The sequence below is a fragment of the Pseudidiomarina planktonica genome, from assembly GCF_900177775.1.
Taxonomy (GTDB): Bacteria; Pseudomonadota; Gammaproteobacteria; order Enterobacterales; family Alteromonadaceae; genus Pseudidiomarina; species Pseudidiomarina planktonica.
Genome location: NZ_FXWH01000001.1, coordinates 1,553,992 through 1,574,059, shown reverse-complemented (window position 1 = coordinate 1,574,059; position 20,068 = coordinate 1,553,992). Strand labels below are relative to the sequence as shown.

At 48.2% G+C, this 20,068-nt stretch carries 17 protein-coding genes; 13 read left to right on the top strand and 4 right to left on the bottom strand.

What is annotated here, in order from left to right:
- Window positions 1–121: 121 nt before the first annotated feature.
- Entirely contained in the window at window positions 122–874 is a 753-nt protein-coding gene (locus CCE91_RS07440; RefSeq protein ID WP_086434562.1) for a substrate-binding periplasmic protein, read from the top strand.
- Window positions 875–947: 73 nt separating this feature from the next.
- Here the strand turns inward: CCE91_RS07440 and CCE91_RS07435 are convergent, their stop codons facing one another.
- A complete protein-coding gene (locus CCE91_RS07435; protein ID WP_086434561.1) occupies window positions 948–3,737 on the bottom strand; it encodes a M16 family metallopeptidase in 2,790 nt (929 codons plus the stop codon).
- Window positions 3,738–3,936: 199 nt separating this feature from the next.
- Here CCE91_RS07435 and udk point away from each other — a divergent pair, with 199 nt between their 5' ends.
- Entirely contained in the window at window positions 3,937–4,569 is a 633-nt protein-coding gene (gene udk / locus CCE91_RS07430; protein ID WP_086434560.1) for a uridine kinase, read from the top strand.
- Between the two features lie 15 nt (window positions 4,570–4,584).
- Window positions 4,585–5,793 carry a NupC/NupG family nucleoside CNT transporter gene (locus CCE91_RS07425; protein ID WP_086434559.1) on the top strand — a complete coding sequence of 403 codons (1,209 nt, stop codon included), beginning with the start codon at window positions 4,585–4,587 and terminating at the stop codon, window positions 5,791–5,793.
- A gap of 31 nt (window positions 5,794–5,824) precedes the next feature.
- Here the strand turns inward: CCE91_RS07425 and tesB are convergent, their stop codons facing one another.
- Window positions 5,825–6,691, bottom strand: coding sequence for an acyl-CoA thioesterase II (gene tesB, locus CCE91_RS07420; RefSeq protein ID WP_086434558.1), 867 nt, complete (start codon window positions 6,689–6,691; stop codon window positions 5,825–5,827).
- A gap of 214 nt (window positions 6,692–6,905) precedes the next feature.
- On the opposite strand from tesB, the gene CCE91_RS07415 reads away from it, so the two are divergent.
- The 5 genes from CCE91_RS07415 to acnA all read left to right on the top strand — a co-directional run bounded on the left by CCE91_RS07415 (window position 6,906) and on the right by acnA (window position 13,435).
- Window positions 6,906–7,664 carry a glycosyltransferase family 25 protein gene (locus tag CCE91_RS07415; protein WP_086434557.1) on the top strand — a complete coding sequence of 253 codons (759 nt, stop codon included), beginning with the start codon at window positions 6,906–6,908 and terminating at the stop codon, window positions 7,662–7,664.
- A gap of 89 nt (window positions 7,665–7,753) precedes the next feature.
- The gene (locus CCE91_RS07410) at window positions 7,754–8,872 is read left to right on the top strand and encodes an S-(hydroxymethyl)glutathione dehydrogenase/class III alcohol dehydrogenase (protein WP_198677971.1); all 1,119 of its coding nucleotides are present in this window, start codon (window positions 7,754–7,756) and stop codon (window positions 8,870–8,872) included.
- A 36-nt stretch (window positions 8,873–8,908) separates the two neighbouring features.
- Window positions 8,909–9,733, top strand: a complete 825-nt coding sequence (fghA, locus tag CCE91_RS07405; RefSeq protein ID WP_086434556.1) for an S-formylglutathione hydrolase — start codon at window positions 8,909–8,911, stop codon at window positions 9,731–9,733.
- Between the two features lie 150 nt (window positions 9,734–9,883).
- Window positions 9,884–10,585 (top strand): 50S ribosomal protein L11 methyltransferase, encoded by a 702-nt coding sequence (locus CCE91_RS07400; protein ID WP_157984126.1) that lies wholly within the window; start codon window positions 9,884–9,886, stop codon window positions 10,583–10,585.
- A 168-nt stretch (window positions 10,586–10,753) separates the two neighbouring features.
- A complete protein-coding gene (gene acnA, locus CCE91_RS07395) occupies window positions 10,754–13,435 on the top strand; it encodes an aconitate hydratase AcnA (protein ID WP_086434554.1) in 2,682 nt (893 codons plus the stop codon).
- An 81-nt stretch (window positions 13,436–13,516) separates the two neighbouring features.
- On the opposite strand, the gene CCE91_RS07390 is transcribed toward acnA, so the two are convergent.
- Together CCE91_RS07390 and CCE91_RS07385 are read right to left on the bottom strand one after the other, a co-directional pair.
- Entirely contained in the window at window positions 13,517–14,227 is a 711-nt protein-coding gene (locus CCE91_RS07390; RefSeq protein ID WP_086434553.1) for an SDR family oxidoreductase, read from the bottom strand.
- Window positions 14,224–14,616: a 2-amino-4-hydroxy-6-hydroxymethyldihydropteridine diphosphokinase gene (locus CCE91_RS07385; RefSeq protein WP_086434552.1), complete on the bottom strand. Its 393-nt coding sequence runs from the start codon at window positions 14,614–14,616 to the stop codon at window positions 14,224–14,226. The genes CCE91_RS07390 and CCE91_RS07385 overlap by 4 nt, the downstream gene beginning before the upstream one ends.
- Window positions 14,617–14,943: 327 nt before the next feature.
- Between CCE91_RS07385 and CCE91_RS07380 the strand changes: the two genes are divergently transcribed.
- The 5 genes from CCE91_RS07380 to asnB are packed head-to-tail and all read left to right on the top strand — an operon-like array spanning window position 14,944 to window position 19,990.
- Window positions 14,944–15,303, top strand: a complete 360-nt coding sequence (locus tag CCE91_RS07380) for a hypothetical protein (RefSeq protein WP_086434551.1) — start codon at window positions 14,944–14,946, stop codon at window positions 15,301–15,303.
- Window positions 15,296–16,768: a sodium:solute symporter family protein gene (locus CCE91_RS07375; protein ID WP_086434550.1), complete on the top strand. Its 1,473-nt coding sequence runs from the start codon at window positions 15,296–15,298 to the stop codon at window positions 16,766–16,768. Before CCE91_RS07380 ends, CCE91_RS07375 begins: the two co-directional genes overlap by 8 nt.
- Window positions 16,765–16,887, top strand: coding sequence for a hypothetical protein (locus CCE91_RS12345; RefSeq protein ID WP_268802163.1), 123 nt, complete (start codon window positions 16,765–16,767; stop codon window positions 16,885–16,887). The genes CCE91_RS07375 and CCE91_RS12345 overlap by 4 nt, the downstream gene beginning before the upstream one ends.
- A gap of 6 nt (window positions 16,888–16,893) precedes the next feature.
- The gene (locus CCE91_RS07370; RefSeq protein ID WP_086434549.1) at window positions 16,894–17,958 is read left to right on the top strand and encodes an aspartate/ornithine carbamoyltransferase family protein; all 1,065 of its coding nucleotides are present in this window, start codon (window positions 16,894–16,896) and stop codon (window positions 17,956–17,958) included.
- Between the two features lie 16 nt (window positions 17,959–17,974).
- Entirely contained in the window at window positions 17,975–19,990 is a 2,016-nt protein-coding gene (gene asnB, locus CCE91_RS07365) for an asparagine synthase (glutamine-hydrolyzing) (protein WP_086434548.1), read from the top strand.
- Window positions 19,991–20,068: the final 78 nt, after the last annotated feature.

Sequence of the window (20,068 nt, the reverse complement as noted above, 5' to 3'; positions counted from 1 at the left end):
ACAAAAGCATCTATTTACAACTTCAGTTTAACTTTTGATACAAATTCGTTATGCCTAGTGTCGCACTAAATTAAAAGTTACTCTATGCTCAAAAGAGGCACCGATCGGTGAATAGAACACTATGCAACGACTTGTTAATTTTCTCATTCTTGTTTTTATCCTTTCGCCATTCATTGCCTTCGCCCAGCAGCAACCCATTCGGGCTATTGTGAGTGCAACCAATGAGAGCCCCTACGCCATTTTTGAAAATAGGCGTCTACATAGTGGTATTGCCAAAGACATTTTAGATACTTTGGCCCAGCGCAATTTCCGTCATATTGAATACTTAAACTTACCCAGAGCAAGGGTAGAACTTTGGCTGGAATCGGGGCAGGCGGACATTGCTTGTTTTCTAAACCCGGATTGGGTGGCAGATCCCGAGCAACTGGGCTGGTCCCCCGTGCTCTTTATGACTGAGCAGGTATTTATACGCCGCTCTGATAGTGCGCCTATAACTCGCGTTACAGATTTGAATGAATTTCGAATTGGTACGGTAAGAGGCTTTAGTTATCCGGAATTGGAAGCATTGTTTAGCTCTGGCCAGGCAGTTCGCGATGACGCGGCGGATTTAGCGGCGAATATTGAACGTTTGCGAGAAGGGCGCTTGGACACCGTCATGAGTGTTGACTTACATGTGGACTATTTTGAAGTGGCCAAAAATAATCCTGACTTTGTGATAGATAAAATGTGGGCAGACCCGGCACCTACATACTGCGCTTTGAGCAAACATAATTCGAATAATTACTATCAATTACAACAGGCATTTCAGGAATTAGTGAACACCGGCGCTGTGGAAACTATTCTAGCTGGTTATTCAAAGCGCTCATCACAGTAGTGGTTTATGGCATAAAAAAGCCGCACCTGGGGTGCGGCTTTTAACCATTAGGGCTAAGCTTGGCTTATTAAACTTATAGCTGATCGGCGTCCAGTACAGTTACCTCACCCAGATTTAACGAGCGTACTTGCTCTTCAATTTGCGCAAGATCGCCTACAATAACCCAGGTTAACGCGTTAGGCCGAAGAACGTCGTCGGCTACCGTGTGAATTGCATCTAGCTCCAAACTCCGCACGCGTTCTCCGTAGCTTTCTAACCAAGCCATGTCCTGCTCTTTTTCCAGTGCATTCACAATTGCTTGTAATAATGCGCCTTTGGTTTCGTAGGCTCCCGGCAACTTGGCCGTTTTATTTGATTTTACTTTTTCAAGCTCAGCTGGCGTTGCGGTTTCATCACCAATATAGCCAGTGAGTTCTCGCAGAATCTCTTGTATAGAGGCTTTGGTTTTGTCGCTTTGTACCGGCGCAACCGTCAGGTAAATACCCTGAGCATCGGCATCTAACCAGGTTGAACGCACACCATAAGACCAGCCTTTGTCTTCACGTAGATTCATATTCAAGCGACTGGTAAAACTGCCGCCTAAAATAGTGTTCATGACGTCAATGGCTTCGGCATCACTCGTGTTACCAGAAGGCGCAAGCTGCCCGGCAATAATAGTAGCTTGCGGTGAACCTGGCTGATCAATCAAGAAAACCCGGTTACTTTGTTGCTGAGCCACCGGCACAAACTGCTTACTTGGTTTGCTGCTGGTAGGTTGTTCCCAGTTGGCCAATTGCTGTTCCAGAATGGGCTTAATGGCCTCGGCGGTGGTATCGCCAACAATAACCAGGCGAGCGTTGTCCGGACGTAACCAGGTTTCCCGGTGGGAAACTAAGTCATCACGCGTCAACGCACTAATGGAGTCAACTGTACCTGACCCCGTTAAAGGCACGCTGTAGGCGTGATTGTCGCCAAACAATAAGCCAGGCATCACTCGTAATGCCTGAGCCTGTGGCTGCGCTTTTTCTTTGGTAATGTTTTGTAGCCAAATGGAGCGTTTACGTTCGATCTCATCGGCACTGAAAGATGCGTTTAATAGTACGTCCGCGAAAATCTCAAGGCTTGGGCTGAGATTAGTGGTAAGCGTGTCCATGCTAATACGTGAGGAATCCAGGCTAGCTGAGGCATTCAGGTTTGTTCCTAAGCTATCTAAATCAGCCTGAAGCTCAAGGGCATCGCGATTAGTGGTGCCTTCTTTGAGCATATTCATGGTGAAGCTGGCGGTACCTGGCTTATCGCCAAAATCAGCCGCATAACCGCTATCAAATACCAAACTCATTTGTACCGTTGGAACGTCATGCCGCTCGGCTAAAGCTACTTCCAACCCGTTGGACAGGGTAAAGGTAGTTAGCTCAGGCAGGTCTAATTCGGGTAGTGCTCCAACTGTTGGCAATTCAGAACGATCGGCTTGTGACTCGCCAGTCATATAGTTCGGCTGAGGTACTACATTGAGTACAAAAGCGCCGTCGGTAAGCCATTTGTCCATCGCGGTTTGAATGTCGGCCGCAGTGGTATTCTGAAGTGTTTCTAATTGTTGTTGATAGAACGCCGGATTGCCATGATACACCTCGCCGGCAGCCAGAATATCTGACTTACCACCAAAGCCGCCGATACGTTCGGCGCCACGCACAAAATTAGCCGCCTGGCGGAACTTAACCCGGGCGAGTTCGTCGGCCGTTGGGCCTTCTTTTAATAAGCGCTGCAGTTCTTCGTCAACAATAGCTTCAATGGCACTGAGCTCTACGCCGGGTTTGGCATCGGCACCCAGAATAAATTGGCCGGCAAGCACGCGATCATACTGAAAGCCGAATACAGCTGACGCGATTTGTTCGTCATAAACCAAGCGTTGATACAAACGTGAGTTCTTGCCATTGGCGAAGATATCAACCAGCAGCCCCAGGTAGTCGGAGTCTTGCGTGCCCATTTCGGCTGTATTCCATACTTTATACATGCGCGAGGCAGGCACGTTGTCTTCCATGGTCATGCGCTTGGTGCCAGTGGATTTGGCTACCCAGGATTTGGTTTTGGTCAGTGGTTTGCCAGCTTCAATGTGACCAAAATACTGGGTCACTTTTTCTTTTGCGGTTTCAAGGTCAATATCACCGGCCAGTACGATGACCGCATTGGCCGCACCATAGTAGTCTTCAAACCACTGATGCACGTCGTCTAATGATGCGGCATTCAGATCTTCCATAGAGCCAATAACTGACCATGAGTAAGGGTGGCCTGCTGGAAAGGTTTCTTCAGCCAGCACGCTAAATACGCGACCATAAGGTTGCGCTTCACCCTGGCGTTTTTCGTTTTGTACTACGCCACGTTGTTCATCCAGTTTGTCCTGGGTAACAGCGCCAAGCAGGTGGCCCATGCGATCAGACTCCATCCACAGCGCCATATCTAGCGCTGGCGTTGGAACATTCTGGAAGTAGTTAGTGCGATCGTTATTGGTGGTGCCGTTCATATCGGTGGCACCGGCTTTTTCGAACGGGCCGAAGTATTCATCATCGTAGTTTTCGGTACCGTTGAACATGAGATGTTCGAACAAGTGAGCGAATCCGGTTTGGGAAGGGCCTTCGTCTTTCGAACCAACGGCATACCAAACGTTTACCGCCACTATAGGAGCTTTGCGATCTTCATGAACAATAACGGTTAAACCATTAGGTAAGGTAAAGCTCTGATGGCTTATTTCAACTTCAGGTAAGGCTTGACGTTGTTGCTGAGCTGATGCGGCTTTATTTGGTTGTTCTGCACCGGAAGAGGTTAGTTGGCAGCCACCAAGTAGCACCGTTGCTACCGCAGCTGCGGTCAGGCTTTTATAAAAATGCATGAGAATGAATTCCTGATTAACGAATATTGTTTGCCACTATAAACCAGCGGATCTTATTTTCAATGGCCTTAGTCGGGATAAAATGTAACAAATAATCGTACATTTGTGCGCTCTGGTAAGCAGGCCTTGATCGGCACTTCCAATTCATCGCTTTATCTAGGATAATTGCGCGCTGTTGTTAGCAACGGATACTCAAAGCGTGGGAAAAACAACGATAATAGCCATTGCTGGTGCTTCAGCGTCGGGTAAAAGCCTTTTTGCATCAACGGTATACCAGCAATTAGTGGCAGAACTGGGAAGTGATGGAATTGCGATTCTGGCGGAAGATGCCTACTATCGCGATCAGACTCATCTGAGCCTGGAACAACGACAGCTTACCAACTACGACCACCCCTCAGCTTTTGAGCATAAACTGCTGGCTAAGCACCTGCAGCAGTTACGCGACGGCAAGTCGATTGAAATGCCGCAGTACAGCTATACCACCCACACCCGCTTAGCTGAAACTATTCCAGTGTCACCCGGACGCGTGGTTATGGTTGAAGGTATTTTGCTGTTGTCTGACCCGGAATTACGAGAGCACTTTGATATATCAGTGTTTATGGATACCCCACTGGATATATGTTTGCTGCGCCGCATGCAGCGTGACCTAGAAGAGCGGGGCCGTTCGATCAGCTCAATCACTGAGCAGTATCAGGCAACGGTTCGGCCAGCATTTTTTGAGTTTATTTTGCCCTCCAAACAATTCGCTGATTTGGTTGTGACCCGGGGTGGTCAGAATGAAATCGCCATCGATTTAATTCAATCAAAAATTCGTCAGTTGCTGGCGGAATAAAATGGTTTTTAACTTATGAATAGCTTTCTTGGCATCGCGATTATCTTGTTGGTTGCCTATTTGTGTTCAACCAACAGACGCAGCATTAATTGGCGCACGGTTTCCGGTGCTTTCGCGCTGCAAGTTTTACTTGGTGCCTTTGTGCTGTATGTACCTTTTGGTCAGGAAGTATTGTTTTCCGTAGCCAATGGCGTTTCACAAGTTATTTCCTTCACTAAAGCCGGCATTGATTTTATGTTCGGTGGTTTGGCTTCAGCTGAATTTGGCTTTGTGTTTGCTATTCAGGTACTCAGCGTTATCGTTTTCTTCTCGTCGCTCATTTCTGTGCTCTATTATTTGGGCGTTATGAAGTGGATTATCCGCATTCTGGGTGGCGGCATGCAAAAGTTGCTCGGCACCAGCCGGCCTGAGTCTATGTCAGCGGCAGCTAATATTTTCGTGGGGCAAACTGAAGCGCCCATGATGGTGCGTCCGTTCATTGCCACTATGACTCGCTCTGAGCTATTTGCCGTGATGGTAGGTGGTATGGCATCGGTATCCGGCTCGGTGTTAGCCGGTTATGCGGGCGTCGGGGTAGAGCTGAAATATTTGATTGCGGCCAGTTTTATGGCTGCACCCGCTGGTTTCCTGATGGCTAAAATGATGATTCCGGAAACCGAAAAGCCGCGCGATGACGTTGAAGAAGTTCAAATTGAAGATAAATCCGTAAACGTTATTGATGCTGCTGCTTCAGGTGCCTCCAGCGGTATGCAGCTGGCCATTAACGTAGGTGCTATGTTGATTGCCTTCGTGGCGCTTATCGCACTTATTAACGGTATTTTTGGCTGGTTCGGTGGTTGGTTTGGCTATCCGGATTTAACCCTGCAGCAAATTTTTGGCTATGTGTTCCAACCGGTCGCTTATGTGCTGGGTGTGAGCTGGGACGAAGCGCGTTTAGCGGGCAGCTTTATTGGTCAGAAGTTAGTGATTAATGAATTTGTGGCCTACCTGGATTTCGTGAACTACAAAGACCAGCTGAGCCAGCAGTCGCAAGTCATTATTACTTTTGTGCTGTGTGGTTTTGCGAACTTTTCGTCAATTGCCATTCTGTTGGGTGGTTTAGGCGGAATGGCGCCTAGCCGTCGTCACGATATTGCCCGCCTGGGCATGCGCGCACTACTGGCTGCTACTCTGGCGAACATGATGAGTGCAGCCATTGCCGGCTTGTTCTTCTCGTTAGGCTAAAAGTTAGGCCAACGAACAACACAAAAGCTCGTTACGAGCTTTTGTGTTCACGTACCACACCTTCCTGAATGGTAGATGCTACCAATACCCCTTTGCGAGTAAAGAACTGACCACGCACTAAACCGCGTGCGCCACTGGCGCTGGGGCTATCAATGGCGTATAGCAACCAGTCATCTAAGCGGAAATCCCGGTGGAACCACATAGCGTGGTCAATAGTGGCCATCTGAATATTCGGTTGCGCGAAGCTGCGGCCGTGTGGCTGCAAGGCTGTTGGCAGGAAGTTAAAATCAGAAGCGTAAGCAAGCAGGTATTTGTGCACGCGAGCATCATCGGGCATCTCACCATTCGCGCGGAACCAAACATAGCGTTTCGGCTCAGATACTTCCGGTTTAAACGGATTCACTGCCGTCACAAAGCGCATTTCAATAGGTTTTTCACAAATAAACTTATTGCGAAGGGCTTCCGGAATCAGCTCCGCATGTTCGCGGTAAATATCTAAATCAGAAACCAAACCTTCCGGGCCAGGTACGTCAGGCATGGCATCCTGATGCTCAAAGCCTTCTTCGGCCACCTGGAACGAAGCGGTCATGTAGAAAATTGGCTTGCCGAACTGCACGGCTTTAACTCTGCGAGCAGAAAAGCTTTTGCCATCTCGAATTATTTCAACGTCATAAATGATAGGCTTGCGCGCATCGCCAGGACGTAAGAAATAACTATGCAGTGAGTGAACTTTACGATCTTCGGGCAGGCTGTCTTTTGCTGCAGATAAAGCCTGACCTATGACCTGGCCACCAAATACGGCACCAAAGCCTAAGTCCTGACTTTGACCGCGATAAATTCCCTGTTCTATGGTTTCAAGTTTTAGCAAATCCAGTAAGTCATTAAGTACCTGACTCATGTGTTTCTTCCTTATGGGCCGCGCTGAATATGGTTGAAGAAAGTATTGTACGGGGAATTAACGTAAAGAACAGGTAAAGAATGAGTAAAGTTGTCTGTTTTCGCCTGTTTTTCGCTGAACTTCTGCAGGCTCAAACACTCTGTGTTCATAGCCCTGAAAAGCGTTTAGGGCGTTACAAATATTGCGCGGATAATAGTAATTAGAGGAACAAGAAATGCGCTATCAGGTACTGCTAATAAACGCCGATTCGGCCACTTCCAGACTGGAGCAAATGAAGCATCAGTTTTCGCGGGCTGGTATGCATTTCAGCCGCGTGGTTGGCGTAGCGTCGGCCGACGTGTCCGATGAGTTATATCAACAAGTAGTGGATTCATCACGCAACCACAGAGATTATTTTCATAATTTAAGTAGCCGCGATGTGGCTACCTATTTAAGCCACCGCCAGGCCTGGCAAGAATTAGTAAACAGTGGCGTTGATTACGGCGTAATTCTGGAAGACGACACTGTATTAATAGACGGCTTTAATGAACTACCAAATCGTATTCGCGACATTCTGGTGCCCTGGAATATGATTAAGCTGGCAGAACCATATAAACGCGAGCGCAGCACCGTTTATACCCATGTGGGCGCCGCTACAGTCGTACGTTACGAAGTGGTGCCGCGTGGAAGCTGCGCCTACGTATTAAAGCGTAGCGCAGCAGAGCAGCTATTAGCTCGCACCGAAACATTCTTCCGCCCGTTGGATGTAGATTTCCAGTGGTGGTGGGAAATGGGCTTGAATGTGATTGGCCTGAAGCCTTATCCGGTGAAGCTCAGTCATCGGCTGGGACGAGATATGCGGCAGGCGTACATGCCACAAGCTAAAGCACAACGACGTTACGTGAAATTACGTCACAAGGCCAAATTCTGGTGGTTGAATAAGCAAAGCAGCGACTCAAACCCGGGTGATAGCACTGCTACTTTAGGCGAATAGCTCCTGCAGCCCAGATTGAGATCTGCTAGGCTGCTGCTCACGTACAGACTAAACTTATGTCCTCGTTTAATGAGCAACCGGAGTAAAACATGATCAAGTGTCGCGCCGCAGTAGCGGTAGAGGCTGGTAAGCCTTTGCAAATTGAAACCATTGAAGTAGCGCCACCGAAAGCTGGCGAAGTATTGGTGAAGCTGGTGGCAACAGGTGTTTGCCACACCGACGCCTACACATTATCCGGAGATGATCCTGAAGGTATTTTCCCGTCTGTGTTAGGGCATGAAGGTGGCGGCATTGTTACCGAAGTTGGCGAAGGCGTTACCAGCGTTAAACCTGGTGACCACGTTATTCCGCTGTACACGCCAGAATGTGGCCAGTGTAAGTTCTGCAAATCCGGTAAAACTAATTTATGTCAGGCTATTCGCGCCACTCAGGGCAAAGGCTTGATGCCTGACGGCACTAGTCGGTTTAGCTTGAATGGCAAAATGCTGCACCACTATATGGGTACCTCAACTTTTAGTGAGTACACGGTATTACCCGAAATTGCAGTCGCTAAAATCAACCCGGAAGCACCACTGGATAAAGTATGTTTACTCGGTTGTGGGGTTACCACAGGTATTGGCGCTGTGTTAAACACAGCGAAAGTAGAGCCGGGTTCTACCGTGGCTATTTTCGGCTTAGGCGGTATTGGCCTGTCAGCTATTATTGGCTGCAAAATGGCTGGTGCAGAACGCATTATCGGGATTGATTTGAACCCTGATAAGTTCGATATGGCGAAAAAACTTGGCGCCACTGAATGCATTAATCCACTCGATTATGACGACCCAATTCAGGACGTGATTGTTGAACTCACCGAAGGTGGCGTGGACTACTCGTTTGAGTGTATTGGTAACGTGAATGTGATGCGTTCAGCACTGGAATGTTGTCACAAAGGTTGGGGTGAGTCGGTGGTTATTGGTGTTGCTGGCGCGGGCCAGGAAATCAGTACGCGGCCATTTCAGTTGGTTACCGGTCGGGTATGGCGCGGCAGTGCCTTTGGTGGCGTCAAAGGTCGCAGCCAATTACCAGAGTACGTGGATCGCTACATGAACGGCGAAATTCCAATGGATGACTTTGTAACGCACCGCATGGGTTTGGAAGACATTAATAAGGCCTTTGACTTAATGCACGAAGGTAAGAGCATTCGTTCCGTTATTCTATTTGATGAATAAACGGACGCGAAGCACGACCTGAAAAGGAGCGAAAGCATGGAACTTATTGATGAACACCGCGCCTTTGGTGGCGCGCAGCAACGTTATAAGGTGCAGTCTAAAAGTCTGGCCGGGGAATCCATTTTCTCGGTTTTTCTGCCACCGAACTGGAGCGCTGATACACCAGTATTGTACTGGTTGTCGGGATTAACCTGCACCGATGAAAACTTTGTTCAAAAGGCCGGCGCACAGCGCGTAGCAGCTGAACTTGGTATTGCCTTAGTTGCACCTGATACCAGCCCGCGTGGCGATGAAGTTGCCAACGACGATAGCTATGATTTAGGGCAGGGCGCTGGTTTCTATCTGAATGCCACCCAACAGCCGTGGCAACGGCATTACCAAATGGAAACCTTTATTGTGAATGAGTTACCTGAGTATGTTCGGGAACTTGGTTTACATGGAAAAGCCAGCATTAGCGGACATTCCATGGGTGGGCACGGCGCACTGGTATTGGGATTACGTCACCCGGAGCGTTATTGCAGCGTGTCGGCGTTTTCACCTATCGCGAATCCAAGTGATTGCGGTTGGGGTGAAAAAGCCTTTGGCACCTATTTAGGCAACGACAAATCTGTGTGGTATCAACATGATGCCAGTAAGCTGCTGAGTGAGCATAAAGCTCCGTGGCCGATACTGGTTGATGTGGGGCTGGCTGATCAATTCCTGACTGAGCAGTTAAAAGTGGAACGGTTAGAACAAGCGGCTGCGAAAAGCGGCAGTGAGCTCGAATTAAACCGCCACGAGGGTTATGACCATTCCTACTTTTTTGTGTCTAGCTTTATTGAGAACCACTTGCGCTTTCACGCAGGTTATTTGAAAGCCTAGTGTTTAAGGGTTTAGTGGCAGTTCAAGCCATAGCCTAAATCAAAAAGCTATGAGATAGAAAAAATGAATCTATGCGCAGCTGCCCGGCTGCGCATAAACTTAGCGACACTTTGTATTCTTCACCCTTTTAAAAACGAATTGAGTCGCTACATGTCAGTATCTTCCTATCAGGTTCAGCAAACAAAATTTCAGTTAGAGCATCGCTCTGGCGTTTTTGCCCCTAGTGCCCACGGACGCTTTTATGCCGAGCATATAGCTATTTCGGCAACCGACTCGGTTATTGATATTGGCTGCGGCAGTGGCATTTTGTCAGTTTATGCGGCTTTGCAGGGGGCGCAGGTAGTTGCCACTGATATTTCGGCTGAGGCGGTGGCTTTAACGCAGCACAATGGCGGCCTGAATAATGTGGCTATTGAAGGTCGTGTCGGTGGCTTTTTTGGTGACTATCAACAACAGTTCGACGTGATTCTGGCTAACTTACCGCAGGAAATAGTGCCCAGTGCACATGCCTTAGAGCTCGGTGCCGGTGCGGCAGAAATAGATGGCGGCCAGCGCGGAAATGATTTGCTGGTAGAGTTACTGCAATTGGCGCCACAATATATGCACAGTAATTCGCGTTTGATTCTGCCGCTACATACTCTTAGCGACTACCAGCATTCCCTCAAGGTAGCCATGCAGATCTTCGACGTACGCTTAATCGCCATTGGCGATTTAGCCGCAAAAGACTTTGTAAAACAGCACCTGGACTTTTATCTTAGCTTTGCTCGCCAGGGTACAATTCGCTTGTTTGAACAGGACGAAAACTGGTTCACTAACGTGTATGTTATTGAATTAAGACGCAAGTCTGGTTGATCTTTACTGTAGTTACCCCCATATTCATGACACGGCACAACAAATAATTCCCCCGTATCTGCTGTCGCTATTACAGTCATAACCAGCATTAATGGGCATGACGTGGAAAAAGCGGGCGGGTGGAACTACTATTAAAAGCAATTAGAATTCCAGAAACAGGAGCGTGCTATGTCAGCTAATGACAGCTTGAAAACCTTAAGTACTCTTAAGGTGAATGGGAAAGAATTTCATTATTACAGTTTGCCGAAAGCAGCTGAGAAACTCGCCGGAACGGCAGATATAAGTAAACTTCCAACCTCTTTAAAAGTGTTGCTTGAGAATTTGTTACGCAACGAAGACGGCAACACTGTTACCACCGACGACATTGAAGCCATGGCTAAATGGCTGAAAAATAAAAATTCTGACCGTGAAATTCAATACCGGCCTGCGCGTGTTCTGATGCAGGATTTTACTGGTGTACCAGCGGTTGTTGATTTAGCCGCCATGCGTGATGCGGTGGCCAAAGCAGGGCAGAAGCCAAATCAGATTAACCCCCTGTCAGCTGTTGATCTGGTTATTGACCACTCAGTAATGGTTGATAAGTACGGTACTCCGGAATCTTTCAAAGAAAACGTTCGCATTGAAATGGAACGAAACTTTGAGCGTTACGAGTTCTTGCGCTGGGGCCAGAAAGCTTTTGAAAACTTCCGCGTCGTACCACCGGGCACGGGTATTTGTCACCAGGTTAACCTGGAGTATCTGGCCAAAGTAGCCTGGACTAAAGAGCAAGACGGCAAAACCTTCGTGATGCCAGATACACTGGTGGGCACTGATTCGCACACCACTATGATTAACGGCCTGGGTGTATTGGGCTGGGGTGTTGGCGGTATCGAAGCCGAGGCGGCGATGCTGGGGCAACCGGTATCTATGTTGATTCCGGAAGTTATAGGTTTCCGGTTAACCGGTAAGATGCCAGAGGGCGTTACCGCTACTGACTTAGTTTTAACCGTGACGCAAATGCTGCGTGCACATGGTGTGGTCGGTAAATTTGTTGAATTCTACGGCCCTGGTTTGGACCATCTGCCGCTGGCCGATCGTGCCACCATTGCTAATATGGCGCCGGAATATGGTGCTACCTGTGGCTTCTTCCCAGTCGATCAGGAAACGCTGACCTATCTGCGCCTGTCAGGTCGTGAAGAAGAAACCATTGAGCTGGTAGAGCAATACAGCAAAGCCCAGGGCATGTGGCGTGAAACCAAGAATGAACCAGAGTTTACCGATTCGCTGGAGCTGGACTTAGGCGACGTAGTAGCGTCACTGGCAGGTCCGAAGCGTCCGCAAGACAGAGTGGCAATGCCAGAGCTGGGTAAAAACTTTGATTTAATTCTGGAAACCTCAGGCCAAAGTGAAGAAAAAGACAAAGAAGTGAAAGTAAAAGGCAAAGACTTCAGCCTGAAACACGGCGACGTCGTTATTGCGGCGATCACTTCTTGTACCAACACCTCCAATCCAAGCGTGTTAATGGCTGCCGGTTTGGTTGCCAAAAAAGCGGTTGAGAAAGGCCTAACCAGCAAGCCGTGGGTGAAAACCTCACTGGCACCTGGCTCTAAAGTGGTAACCGATTATCTGGGTAAAGCGGATATGACGCAGTACCTGAATAAACTGGGCTTTGATCTGGTGGGTTATGGCTGTACTACTTGTATTGGTAACTCCGGACCACTGCGCGAAGAAATTAGCGCGGCTATTAATGAGGGTAATCTTACCGTTTCATCTGTGTTGTCGGGCAACCGTAACTTTGAAGGCCGGGTGCATCCTGAAGTACAAGCCAACTGGCTGGCTTCACCACCACTAGTAGTAGCTTATGCGTTGGCGGGAACTACCCGTACCGACTTAAGCAAAGATCCGCTTGGTGAAGACAAAGACGGTAACCCGGTTTACCTGAAAGACATTTGGCCAACTTCTGCAGAAATTGCCGAAGCAGTGCGTTTGGTTGACGGTGATATGTTCCGTCGCGAATATGCCGATGTATTTAAGGGTGATGACGAGTGGCGTGCTATCCCAGTGGGTGAGGGCGAAACTTACAGCTGGAACGATGATTCCACTTACGTGAAAAACCCGCCGTTCTTTGAAGGTATTGATAAGCCGTTAGACGGTCTGAGCGATATCAAGAACGCGAATGTACTGGCGGTGTTTGCTGATTCTATTACCACCGACCATATCTCTCCGGCTGGTTCAATTAAAGCCAGCGCGCCTGCAGGTAAATACCTGAAAGAAAACGGCGTAGAAGAGAAAGACTTTAACTCTTATGGCTCGCGTCGTGGTAATCATGAAGTGATGATGCGCGGTACTTTTGCCAACATTCGTATTAAGAACCAGATGCTTGATGGTGTGGAAGGCGGTTACACGCGTCATATTCCATCCGGCGAAGAAATGTCTATTTACGATGCAGCTATGAAGTACGTAAATGACGACACGCCATTGGTGGTGTTGGCTGGTAAAGAATACGGTACCGGCTCAAGCCGTGACTGGGCTGCTAAAGGCACACGTTTGCTGGGTGTGAAAGCCGTTATCGCTGAAAGCTTTGAGCGGATTCACCGTTCCAACTTAATCGGCATGGGCGTGTTACCACTGCAGTTTGCCGACGGCGAAGGTGTGAAAGAGCACGGTCTTACCGGTGATGAAGAAATCAGTATCACAGGTATTACTGACGACTTAAAAGCAGGTCAAATGCTCGACGTTTGCGCCCGCAGAAAAGACGGCAGCGAAGTGTCTTTCCAGGCCAAATGTCGTATCGACACTGGGAACGAGCTGGAATACTACCGTAGCGGCGGTATTCTGCACTACGTACTGCGCCAGATGTTAGCTGCTTAATCTCAGTTAACAGTACGAAGAACTAAAAAGGGCCAGCAAATGCTGGCCCTTTTTTTGGTCTGAATTCAAGTGCCACTGGGTCTAAATCATCAACGCACGACCACCATCTACTTTAATAGACTCACCGGTTAGAAAGGGGTTGGAGCGCAAAAAGCGCACAGTGTCTATCATGGGCTGCAAACCACCTTCAGCTTTCAAAGGGGTTTGTTCCATCACCTGTTTCCGGTGTTCGTCATCATGCTCGGGCAGAAACAGAATAGGACCGGGTTGAATGGCATTCACACGCACGTTAGGCGCCAGTTGCTTGGCGAAGCTCTGCGTTAAATTTGCCAGGCCGGCTTTGGCCGCGCAATAAGCAATGTAATCAGTTGAGGGGCTGTCGGTATAAATATCGGTGATATTTACCACCAGACCGTCTTCTGCAGCGGCCAGTAACTCTGCCAAATCTCTGATCAGTAAGTAGGGCACTAGGGCGTGCACATTAAATACTGCAGCGAGTTTGTCGCTATTGCTATCAACAGCGTCGTTGTTGAAAAAACATGAGGCATTGTTTACCAGTAAGTCGAGCTTGTCGGTACGTTTTTTCACTTCGCCAATTAGTGCTGCAATACTGTTGATATCATTGAAATTTGCTTGCAAAGCGATGGCGCCGTCTTGCTCCAGTTGTTCAACCCCAGCCTTGCTAGTGTTGTAATGGGCAAACACTAAAAAGCCTTCCTGCAACAGACTTTGTGCCAGTTCGAAACCAAACCGGCGGCCGGCACCGGTTACTAATGCAACTTTCTGATTCATGAGGCCACCTCGTATTGCTGCTGAAACTCGTTTTTTAAAGTGACCAGATAATCCGGTACCTCAGGCCAGGGGCCGGAGCTGATGGTTCCAAGTATATCTATATCTATTGGACGGTCTTTAATGCTGCAGTCAGGGTCGCTACGGTCGCGGCCAAGACTGATTTCAATCGTGTTGAATGCCTGCTTTAGCCTATCGGCTGGCAAATGGGTTTGCACCACAAACAAGGCGTTTAAGAATTCATTGTCGGAATTCATAGCCACTGGCTCGGTCGTGATAACCCGGGAATAGTGAACCTCTTGCGCAATACCCGCGAGGTAACTTTTGGCCCGGCTAATATTGTATTCGGGCGCGATGTTTGAGCCCAGACTGCATAAATAGTAGAAGGTCATAAGTATTGAGTCTCGTTAACGCCGCTGTGAGCGCACGCTTCATTGGTTCAGTGTTGTTATGCAGGCAATACGCAATATTGTTGCAGAAGGTTCTTCGACTCGCAAAATATAGGAACTGATCCATACTTACAAGGTAGTAGTATCGATAATGCTTCGAGTTGAAATTAATAATAACCCTTGTTAGCCTGAGTGCTAAGGGAGCTAAAGGATGAGTGCGTGCCTGGGATTATTAGGATACTGACAATAATAATAACTGTATTACCTGTTTTCTTTAGCGCAGCTGAAGCTCAACTTAAGGAGCTCGCGTTAGAGGGGCCCAGCGCTGTCGTGAAAGAAGGTTACTTCACCCTGAATCTAACCGGCACAGCGAGCGATGAGAATTACCAACAACTGGAAATAGAACAAAGCACCGATGAGAACTTCACTCAGGTGGAAAGCCGCTTCCCGTTCCTTGGTAACTTTACCCAAATTTCTTTGTCTGGTTTTAACAATGGCAATTATTGGTTCCGCGCCCGCGGCCAAAGTAGTGATGGGACTGAATTTACTACCGCACCCATTGCGGTAACTGTGCAACATTATCCTCTGTGGCAAGCCTTAACTTTATTTAGCATTGGTGCTGTTATGTTCCTGATTGTGGCGAGCTATATTTTACTGGCAGCGCGTAAGGGTGGGCGCCGCCATGGCTGAAACGCTAACTACTGAATATGCATTAAGTACCGAACTTGGCCTGACGTTGGTGGTGCTATTTGGCGCTGCCTGGGTGCTGTTTGGCTATTGGCTGGGCCGCAAGAATAAAACGCATGAAGATTTTGCGTTAGCCGGACGTAATGTTGGCTTCGCTTTTGCGGCAGCCACAGCCATGGCTACCTGGGTAACTAGCAACACCACTTTAGTAGCGCCACAGCTGACCTACCAATTCGGGATTTGGGGCATGGTTGGTTATTCGTTTGCTGCGCTGGGTCTTATTTTATTTGCACCTTTAGCTAAACGAATAAAAACATTGTTGCCCAATGGCTACACCTCCGGTGACTTTATTCGACTGCGTTTTGGCCGTATGTCGTGGCATGTGTTTATTGTTATTTCTGTGGTGTATGCGTTCGGTTGGTTGGTGAGTTTAGGTATGGCTGGCGGCATTTTACTGGAAGCGCTCAGCGGGCTGGATTATCACCTGGGAATGACTGCCATTTTAATTATTTGTGTGGGTTACACCCTATTTGGCGGTTTACGCGCGGTAATTGCTACCGACTTTATTCAGGCCTTGATTATCATTATTGGGGTATCGGTTATTGCCTGGTTGTTAATTGATAACGTTGGCTTAGATACCATCCACTCGCAGCTGGGTAGCGATCATCCGAAGTTACTCGATGTGCTGTTTCCGGCAGCTATTATGTTCTTGTTCAACAACATATTCTTTGGTCTAGGCGAAATTTTCCACTCGAACGTATGGTGGTCGCGGGCTCTAGCGTTCAAGAAGAATGTAGCCTTTAAAGCCTTTTTGGTAGGCGGCCTGTTATGGTTACCTATTCCTATAGTTACTGGCTTTATTGCGCTGGCCGCGCCACAGCTTGGCATTTTTCCACCAAGCCCCGATATGGTAGGCCCAACGGTGGCTGCCGGAGTGTTGGGGCAGGTGGGTGCAGTAGTGGTATTTATTGTGGTGTTCTCGGCGCTGGCATCCAGTTTGGACTCGTTGTTAGCGGCAACGTCAGACTTAGTGACTCGCGACATTTATCATAAGCACCTGCGTAAGGATGCTTCCGATGGACACTTAATGCGCTTTAATCGCTACACTATTTTAGGTTTGGGTATTTTAACCTGGCTACTATGTATGCCGCGCATTGCTACTTTAGGTGCTTTACTTAACTTTGCTGGTGCCTTTGTTGCCAGCACCATTTTCCCAATTTTACTGGGGCTTTATAACCGTCGTTTGCCAGGGCGCTATGCGGCGGCAGCTATGGCGGTTGGTACTGCGGTTGGTTTATGCAGTTATTTTGTCATCGGTTTTTATGTGGCGGCGCTCAGTTCGTGCGCCGTGTCCGGTTTAATTTGTGCGGTTGGCGTGTGGCGTTCGAATGAACAGTTTGACTGGCAACAGTTGGACGAAAAGCCTGACTCGCAATCACCCCAAACGGATAAGGAGCAACTGCAATGATTATGTCTTTATCTGTGTTTAGCGGTTTAATTTGGTTGGCGCTGGTGCTGACTATTGCAACGCCGGTGTTACTGCTGGCGTTACTAGTGAAAGATTTCATTTCTAATCAAGTGTGGTAATTACTTATGAACGAAGATGACGTGTCGTTTGAACGCAAACGGCCGGATGTATATGGCGATGCACATCCAAAGGCCTTGTTGCGTACGATTGAAGAAGACGGTGATTTTCTACTCAAACTGGCAGATCAGCATATAGTTTCGGCGGATCAATTTAACGTTGAAACCATGCGTCAGTTATTCCGCTTGGCGGCCAAAATAGAGAGTAATCCCAAGCGGTTTAGTACGCCGCTGAAAGGAAAAATTTTAATTAGTGCTTTTTATGAGCCGAGCACGCGCACGCGCTTGTCATTTGAGAGTGCCTGGCATCGGTTAGGCGGCGATATTATGTCTATTACCGACCGTTCTACCACAGGTATTGCCAAGGGTGAGTGTTTGGCCGATGTGGCTGAAATGTTCAACAACTACGGCGACTGTGTGGTGTTGCGCGACACTAATGCGGGCTCTTTGTTTGAGATGATGGATGCGTTGCGCATTCCAATTATTAATGCCGGTAATGGTATTGATGAGCATCCTACTCAGGCTTTGGCCGATATGTACGCCATTTTTAAGTGGAAGCCGGAATTATTGGCTGAAGACAATGATGTGAAAGTAAAAATTGGCATTGTGGGTGTGCCGGGAAAAATGCGTACGGTGCGCAGTTTCTTGAAATGCTTAGCCATATTCCCGCAAGCGGTAGAAGAGCTGGTTATTATTCATGATGAAACCGTGACCGATGAACTGTTCGCCGACGGCCAGCGCGAAGAGCTGGAAGCTGTCGGAATTAAGTTATCTACCGAAACGGTGATGGATGACGTACTGCCATCCTTAGATGTGGTCTATATTAATGCCATTTCGTGGGAAGGTGATTCTTTTAATACTTATGGTAAAGAATTTCATCTTACAGCGAAGTCGCCGCTGAAAGAGAGCGCCATTATTTTACATCCCCTGGCGCGCGGAGAAGAGTTATCCGTAGATTTGGATCCGACCTCGCATAACTGGTATTTCAGCCAGGCCCGGGGAGCAGTTTTTTTGCGTATGGCATTGTTAACCTGCATGGTTGAACGAGCTGAGCGCGTTATTGATGTAGTCTGAACGAGGAACCTATTCTATGTGCGGTATTGCAGGTATTTTTCAACATCAGCCAAGTACAACTATTACCCCGCAAACCTTGGTAAATATGGCCGCCATTATGCACCATCGCGGGCCGGACGGATTTGGATATCAGGTACAGCCTGAGCAGGGCGTGGGCTTTAGCCATGCGCGCCTGACGATTATTGATTTGGATGAAAACAGAGGTAAACAGCCGTTTCGCTCAGACGATGGCAACTTAATGTTGGTGCATAACGGTGAGTTCTACGACTTTAAACGTATTCGTGCTGATTTAACTGCGCAGGGTGCACGGTTTCGCAGTAAAAGTGACTCGGAAATCGTTTTGCATTTGTACCAGCGCTTTGGCTTAGCTGAAACGCTAACCCATTTGCGCGGGGAATTTGCTTTTGGTTTATACGACCGCTCGGAAGACACTACTTATTTGGTGCGTGACCGGTTTGGTATTAAGCCGCTGTATTATGTTGAAACAGACGAAGGCCTAGTATTTGGTTCAGAGCTTAAGGTGCTGTTTGCGAATCCAGCAGTGAAACGTGAGTTTTCTGCCGAAGGTTTGTATCACCAGTTAATTCAAGTCATGGTGCCCGGTAGTACCGCCTTTGAAGGGGTTAAGCAGGTAGCGCCGGGACATGTGGTGAAAGCGACGCGTAAAAACGGCAAGCTGGAAATTACCGAGGAAAAATACTGGGACGTAGACTTCCCGCTGGAGCAGGATCACGAAGGCGACGAAGCCGACGAGCAAAAGTACATTGACGGAGTACGTGAGAAGCTTCTGGAAGCCGTGCAGCACCGTTTAACAGCAGATGTTCCTGTAGGGTGTTACTTATCCGGCGGAATTGACTCCTGTGCCATTCTGGGCCTTTCTGCAGCGGCCACGCAAACCTCGGTGAAAGCATTTACCATTGGGTTTGATTCAGCTGCCTATGATGAAACTCCCATAGCGCAGGAAATGGCTGAAGCCACTAAGGCCGATCACCACATTATGCGGTTGAAGGCGAATGACCTGTACGACCATTTTGTGAAAACCCTATGGCATACCGAACGGACAATTTATAACACCCTTGGCGTAGCCAAATACCTGATGAGCAAAGAAGTTCATGAAGCAGGTTATAAAGTGGTGTTAACCGGCGAAGGCTCGGATGAATTGTTTGCGGGCTATCCGGCATTTCGCAAAGACATGTTTATGCATGGGCTTGACCATTTGCCTGAGTCAGAACGACAAGAGTGGCAGGCGTTGCTGGAGAAGAACAACAAATTGTTCAAAGGCGCCATGTTAGCCCGGGAAGAATTCGTCAGCCCAGCCTTTAATACCAAAATGGGCTTCACGCCTAGCTGTGTGCAACCCTGGTTGTCGTGTGCCGATGCAGCGCTACCGCTGATGGCAGCCGATCGTCGTGCACAAGTGGTGGACTACGATCCAGGCAAAGCTATTGCCGATACTTTGGACCAAGACATGCTAAACGGCCGTCATCCGTTGGACCGTGCTCAGTATGTATGGATAAAAACCATGCTGGAGGGGCAAATTTTGACCTGGGGTGGCGATCGAGTAGATATGGCGAATTCCATGGAAGCACGGCCGCCGTTTCTTGACCATCATTTGGCTGAGTACGCCTTCAAAGTACCACCACACCTTCGCATTAAAGGTAATAAAGAGAAATACGTGCTGCGGGAAGCCATGAAAGGCTTGTTACCTGAGGTGCTGTATAAGCGCGAGAAGTTTGCCTTTATGGCGCCACCGGCCCACACGGATCCGGAAAAGTGGAAGGCGGTAGAGAAGTTAGCCGAACAGTTCTTAAGTAAGCAAGCTGTTGAAAGCGCTGGGTTACTGGATTACGACGAAGTGGTTCGTACCTTCGAGAAACACCAGTCAGACGAAGTGCCCATTGAAGAAAAGGTGCAGCTGGATGCGGTGATAAACCACATGCTGGGGGTGCAGGTATTGCATCATCACTTTGTGGCTACTGATGTACCGGCTGCGGCGCAAAAGCGTGCTGAAGAATTAGGTTGGCATGCATAAAATTTTTAATTGAGGTACTTGAATTAGTAAAACTCAGTTCTTATTTAAGTTATGAGGTCGGTGTCTCTGAGAGAGCCG

Coding starts and splice junctions, on each gene's coding strand:
- CCE91_RS07410 (WP_198677971.1), top strand. CDS start 7,754: ATGATCAAGTGTCGCGCCGCAGTAGCGGTAGAGGCTGGTAAGCCTTTG.
- CCE91_RS12345 (WP_268802163.1), top strand. CDS start 16,765: ATGATTATGTCTTTATCTGTGTTTAGCGGTTTAATTTGGTTGGCGCTG.
- CCE91_RS07435 (WP_086434561.1), bottom strand. CDS start 3,737: ATGCATTTTTATAAAAGCCTGACCGCAGCTGCGGTAGCAACGGTGCTA.
- CCE91_RS07370 (WP_086434549.1), top strand. CDS start 16,894: ATGAACGAAGATGACGTGTCGTTTGAACGCAAACGGCCGGATGTATAT.
- CCE91_RS07440 (WP_086434562.1), top strand. CDS start 122: ATGCAACGACTTGTTAATTTTCTCATTCTTGTTTTTATCCTTTCGCCA.
- tesB (WP_086434558.1), bottom strand. CDS start 6,691: ATGAGTCAGGTACTTAATGACTTACTGGATTTGCTAAAACTTGAAACC.
- fghA (WP_086434556.1), top strand. CDS start 8,909: ATGGAACTTATTGATGAACACCGCGCCTTTGGTGGCGCGCAGCAACGT.
- CCE91_RS07375 (WP_086434550.1), top strand. CDS start 15,296: ATGGCTGAAACGCTAACTACTGAATATGCATTAAGTACCGAACTTGGC.
- CCE91_RS07415 (WP_086434557.1), top strand. CDS start 6,906: ATGCGCTATCAGGTACTGCTAATAAACGCCGATTCGGCCACTTCCAGA.
- CCE91_RS07390 (WP_086434553.1), bottom strand. CDS start 14,227: ATGAATCAGAAAGTTGCATTAGTAACCGGTGCCGGCCGCCGGTTTGGT.
- acnA (WP_086434554.1), top strand. CDS start 10,754: ATGTCAGCTAATGACAGCTTGAAAACCTTAAGTACTCTTAAGGTGAAT.
- CCE91_RS07385 (WP_086434552.1), bottom strand. CDS start 14,616: ATGACCTTCTACTATTTATGCAGTCTGGGCTCAAACATCGCGCCCGAA.
- CCE91_RS07425 (WP_086434559.1), top strand. CDS start 4,585: ATGAATAGCTTTCTTGGCATCGCGATTATCTTGTTGGTTGCCTATTTG.
- CCE91_RS07400 (WP_157984126.1), top strand. CDS start 9,884: ATGTCAGTATCTTCCTATCAGGTTCAGCAAACAAAATTTCAGTTAGAG.
- asnB (WP_086434548.1), top strand. CDS start 17,975: ATGTGCGGTATTGCAGGTATTTTTCAACATCAGCCAAGTACAACTATT.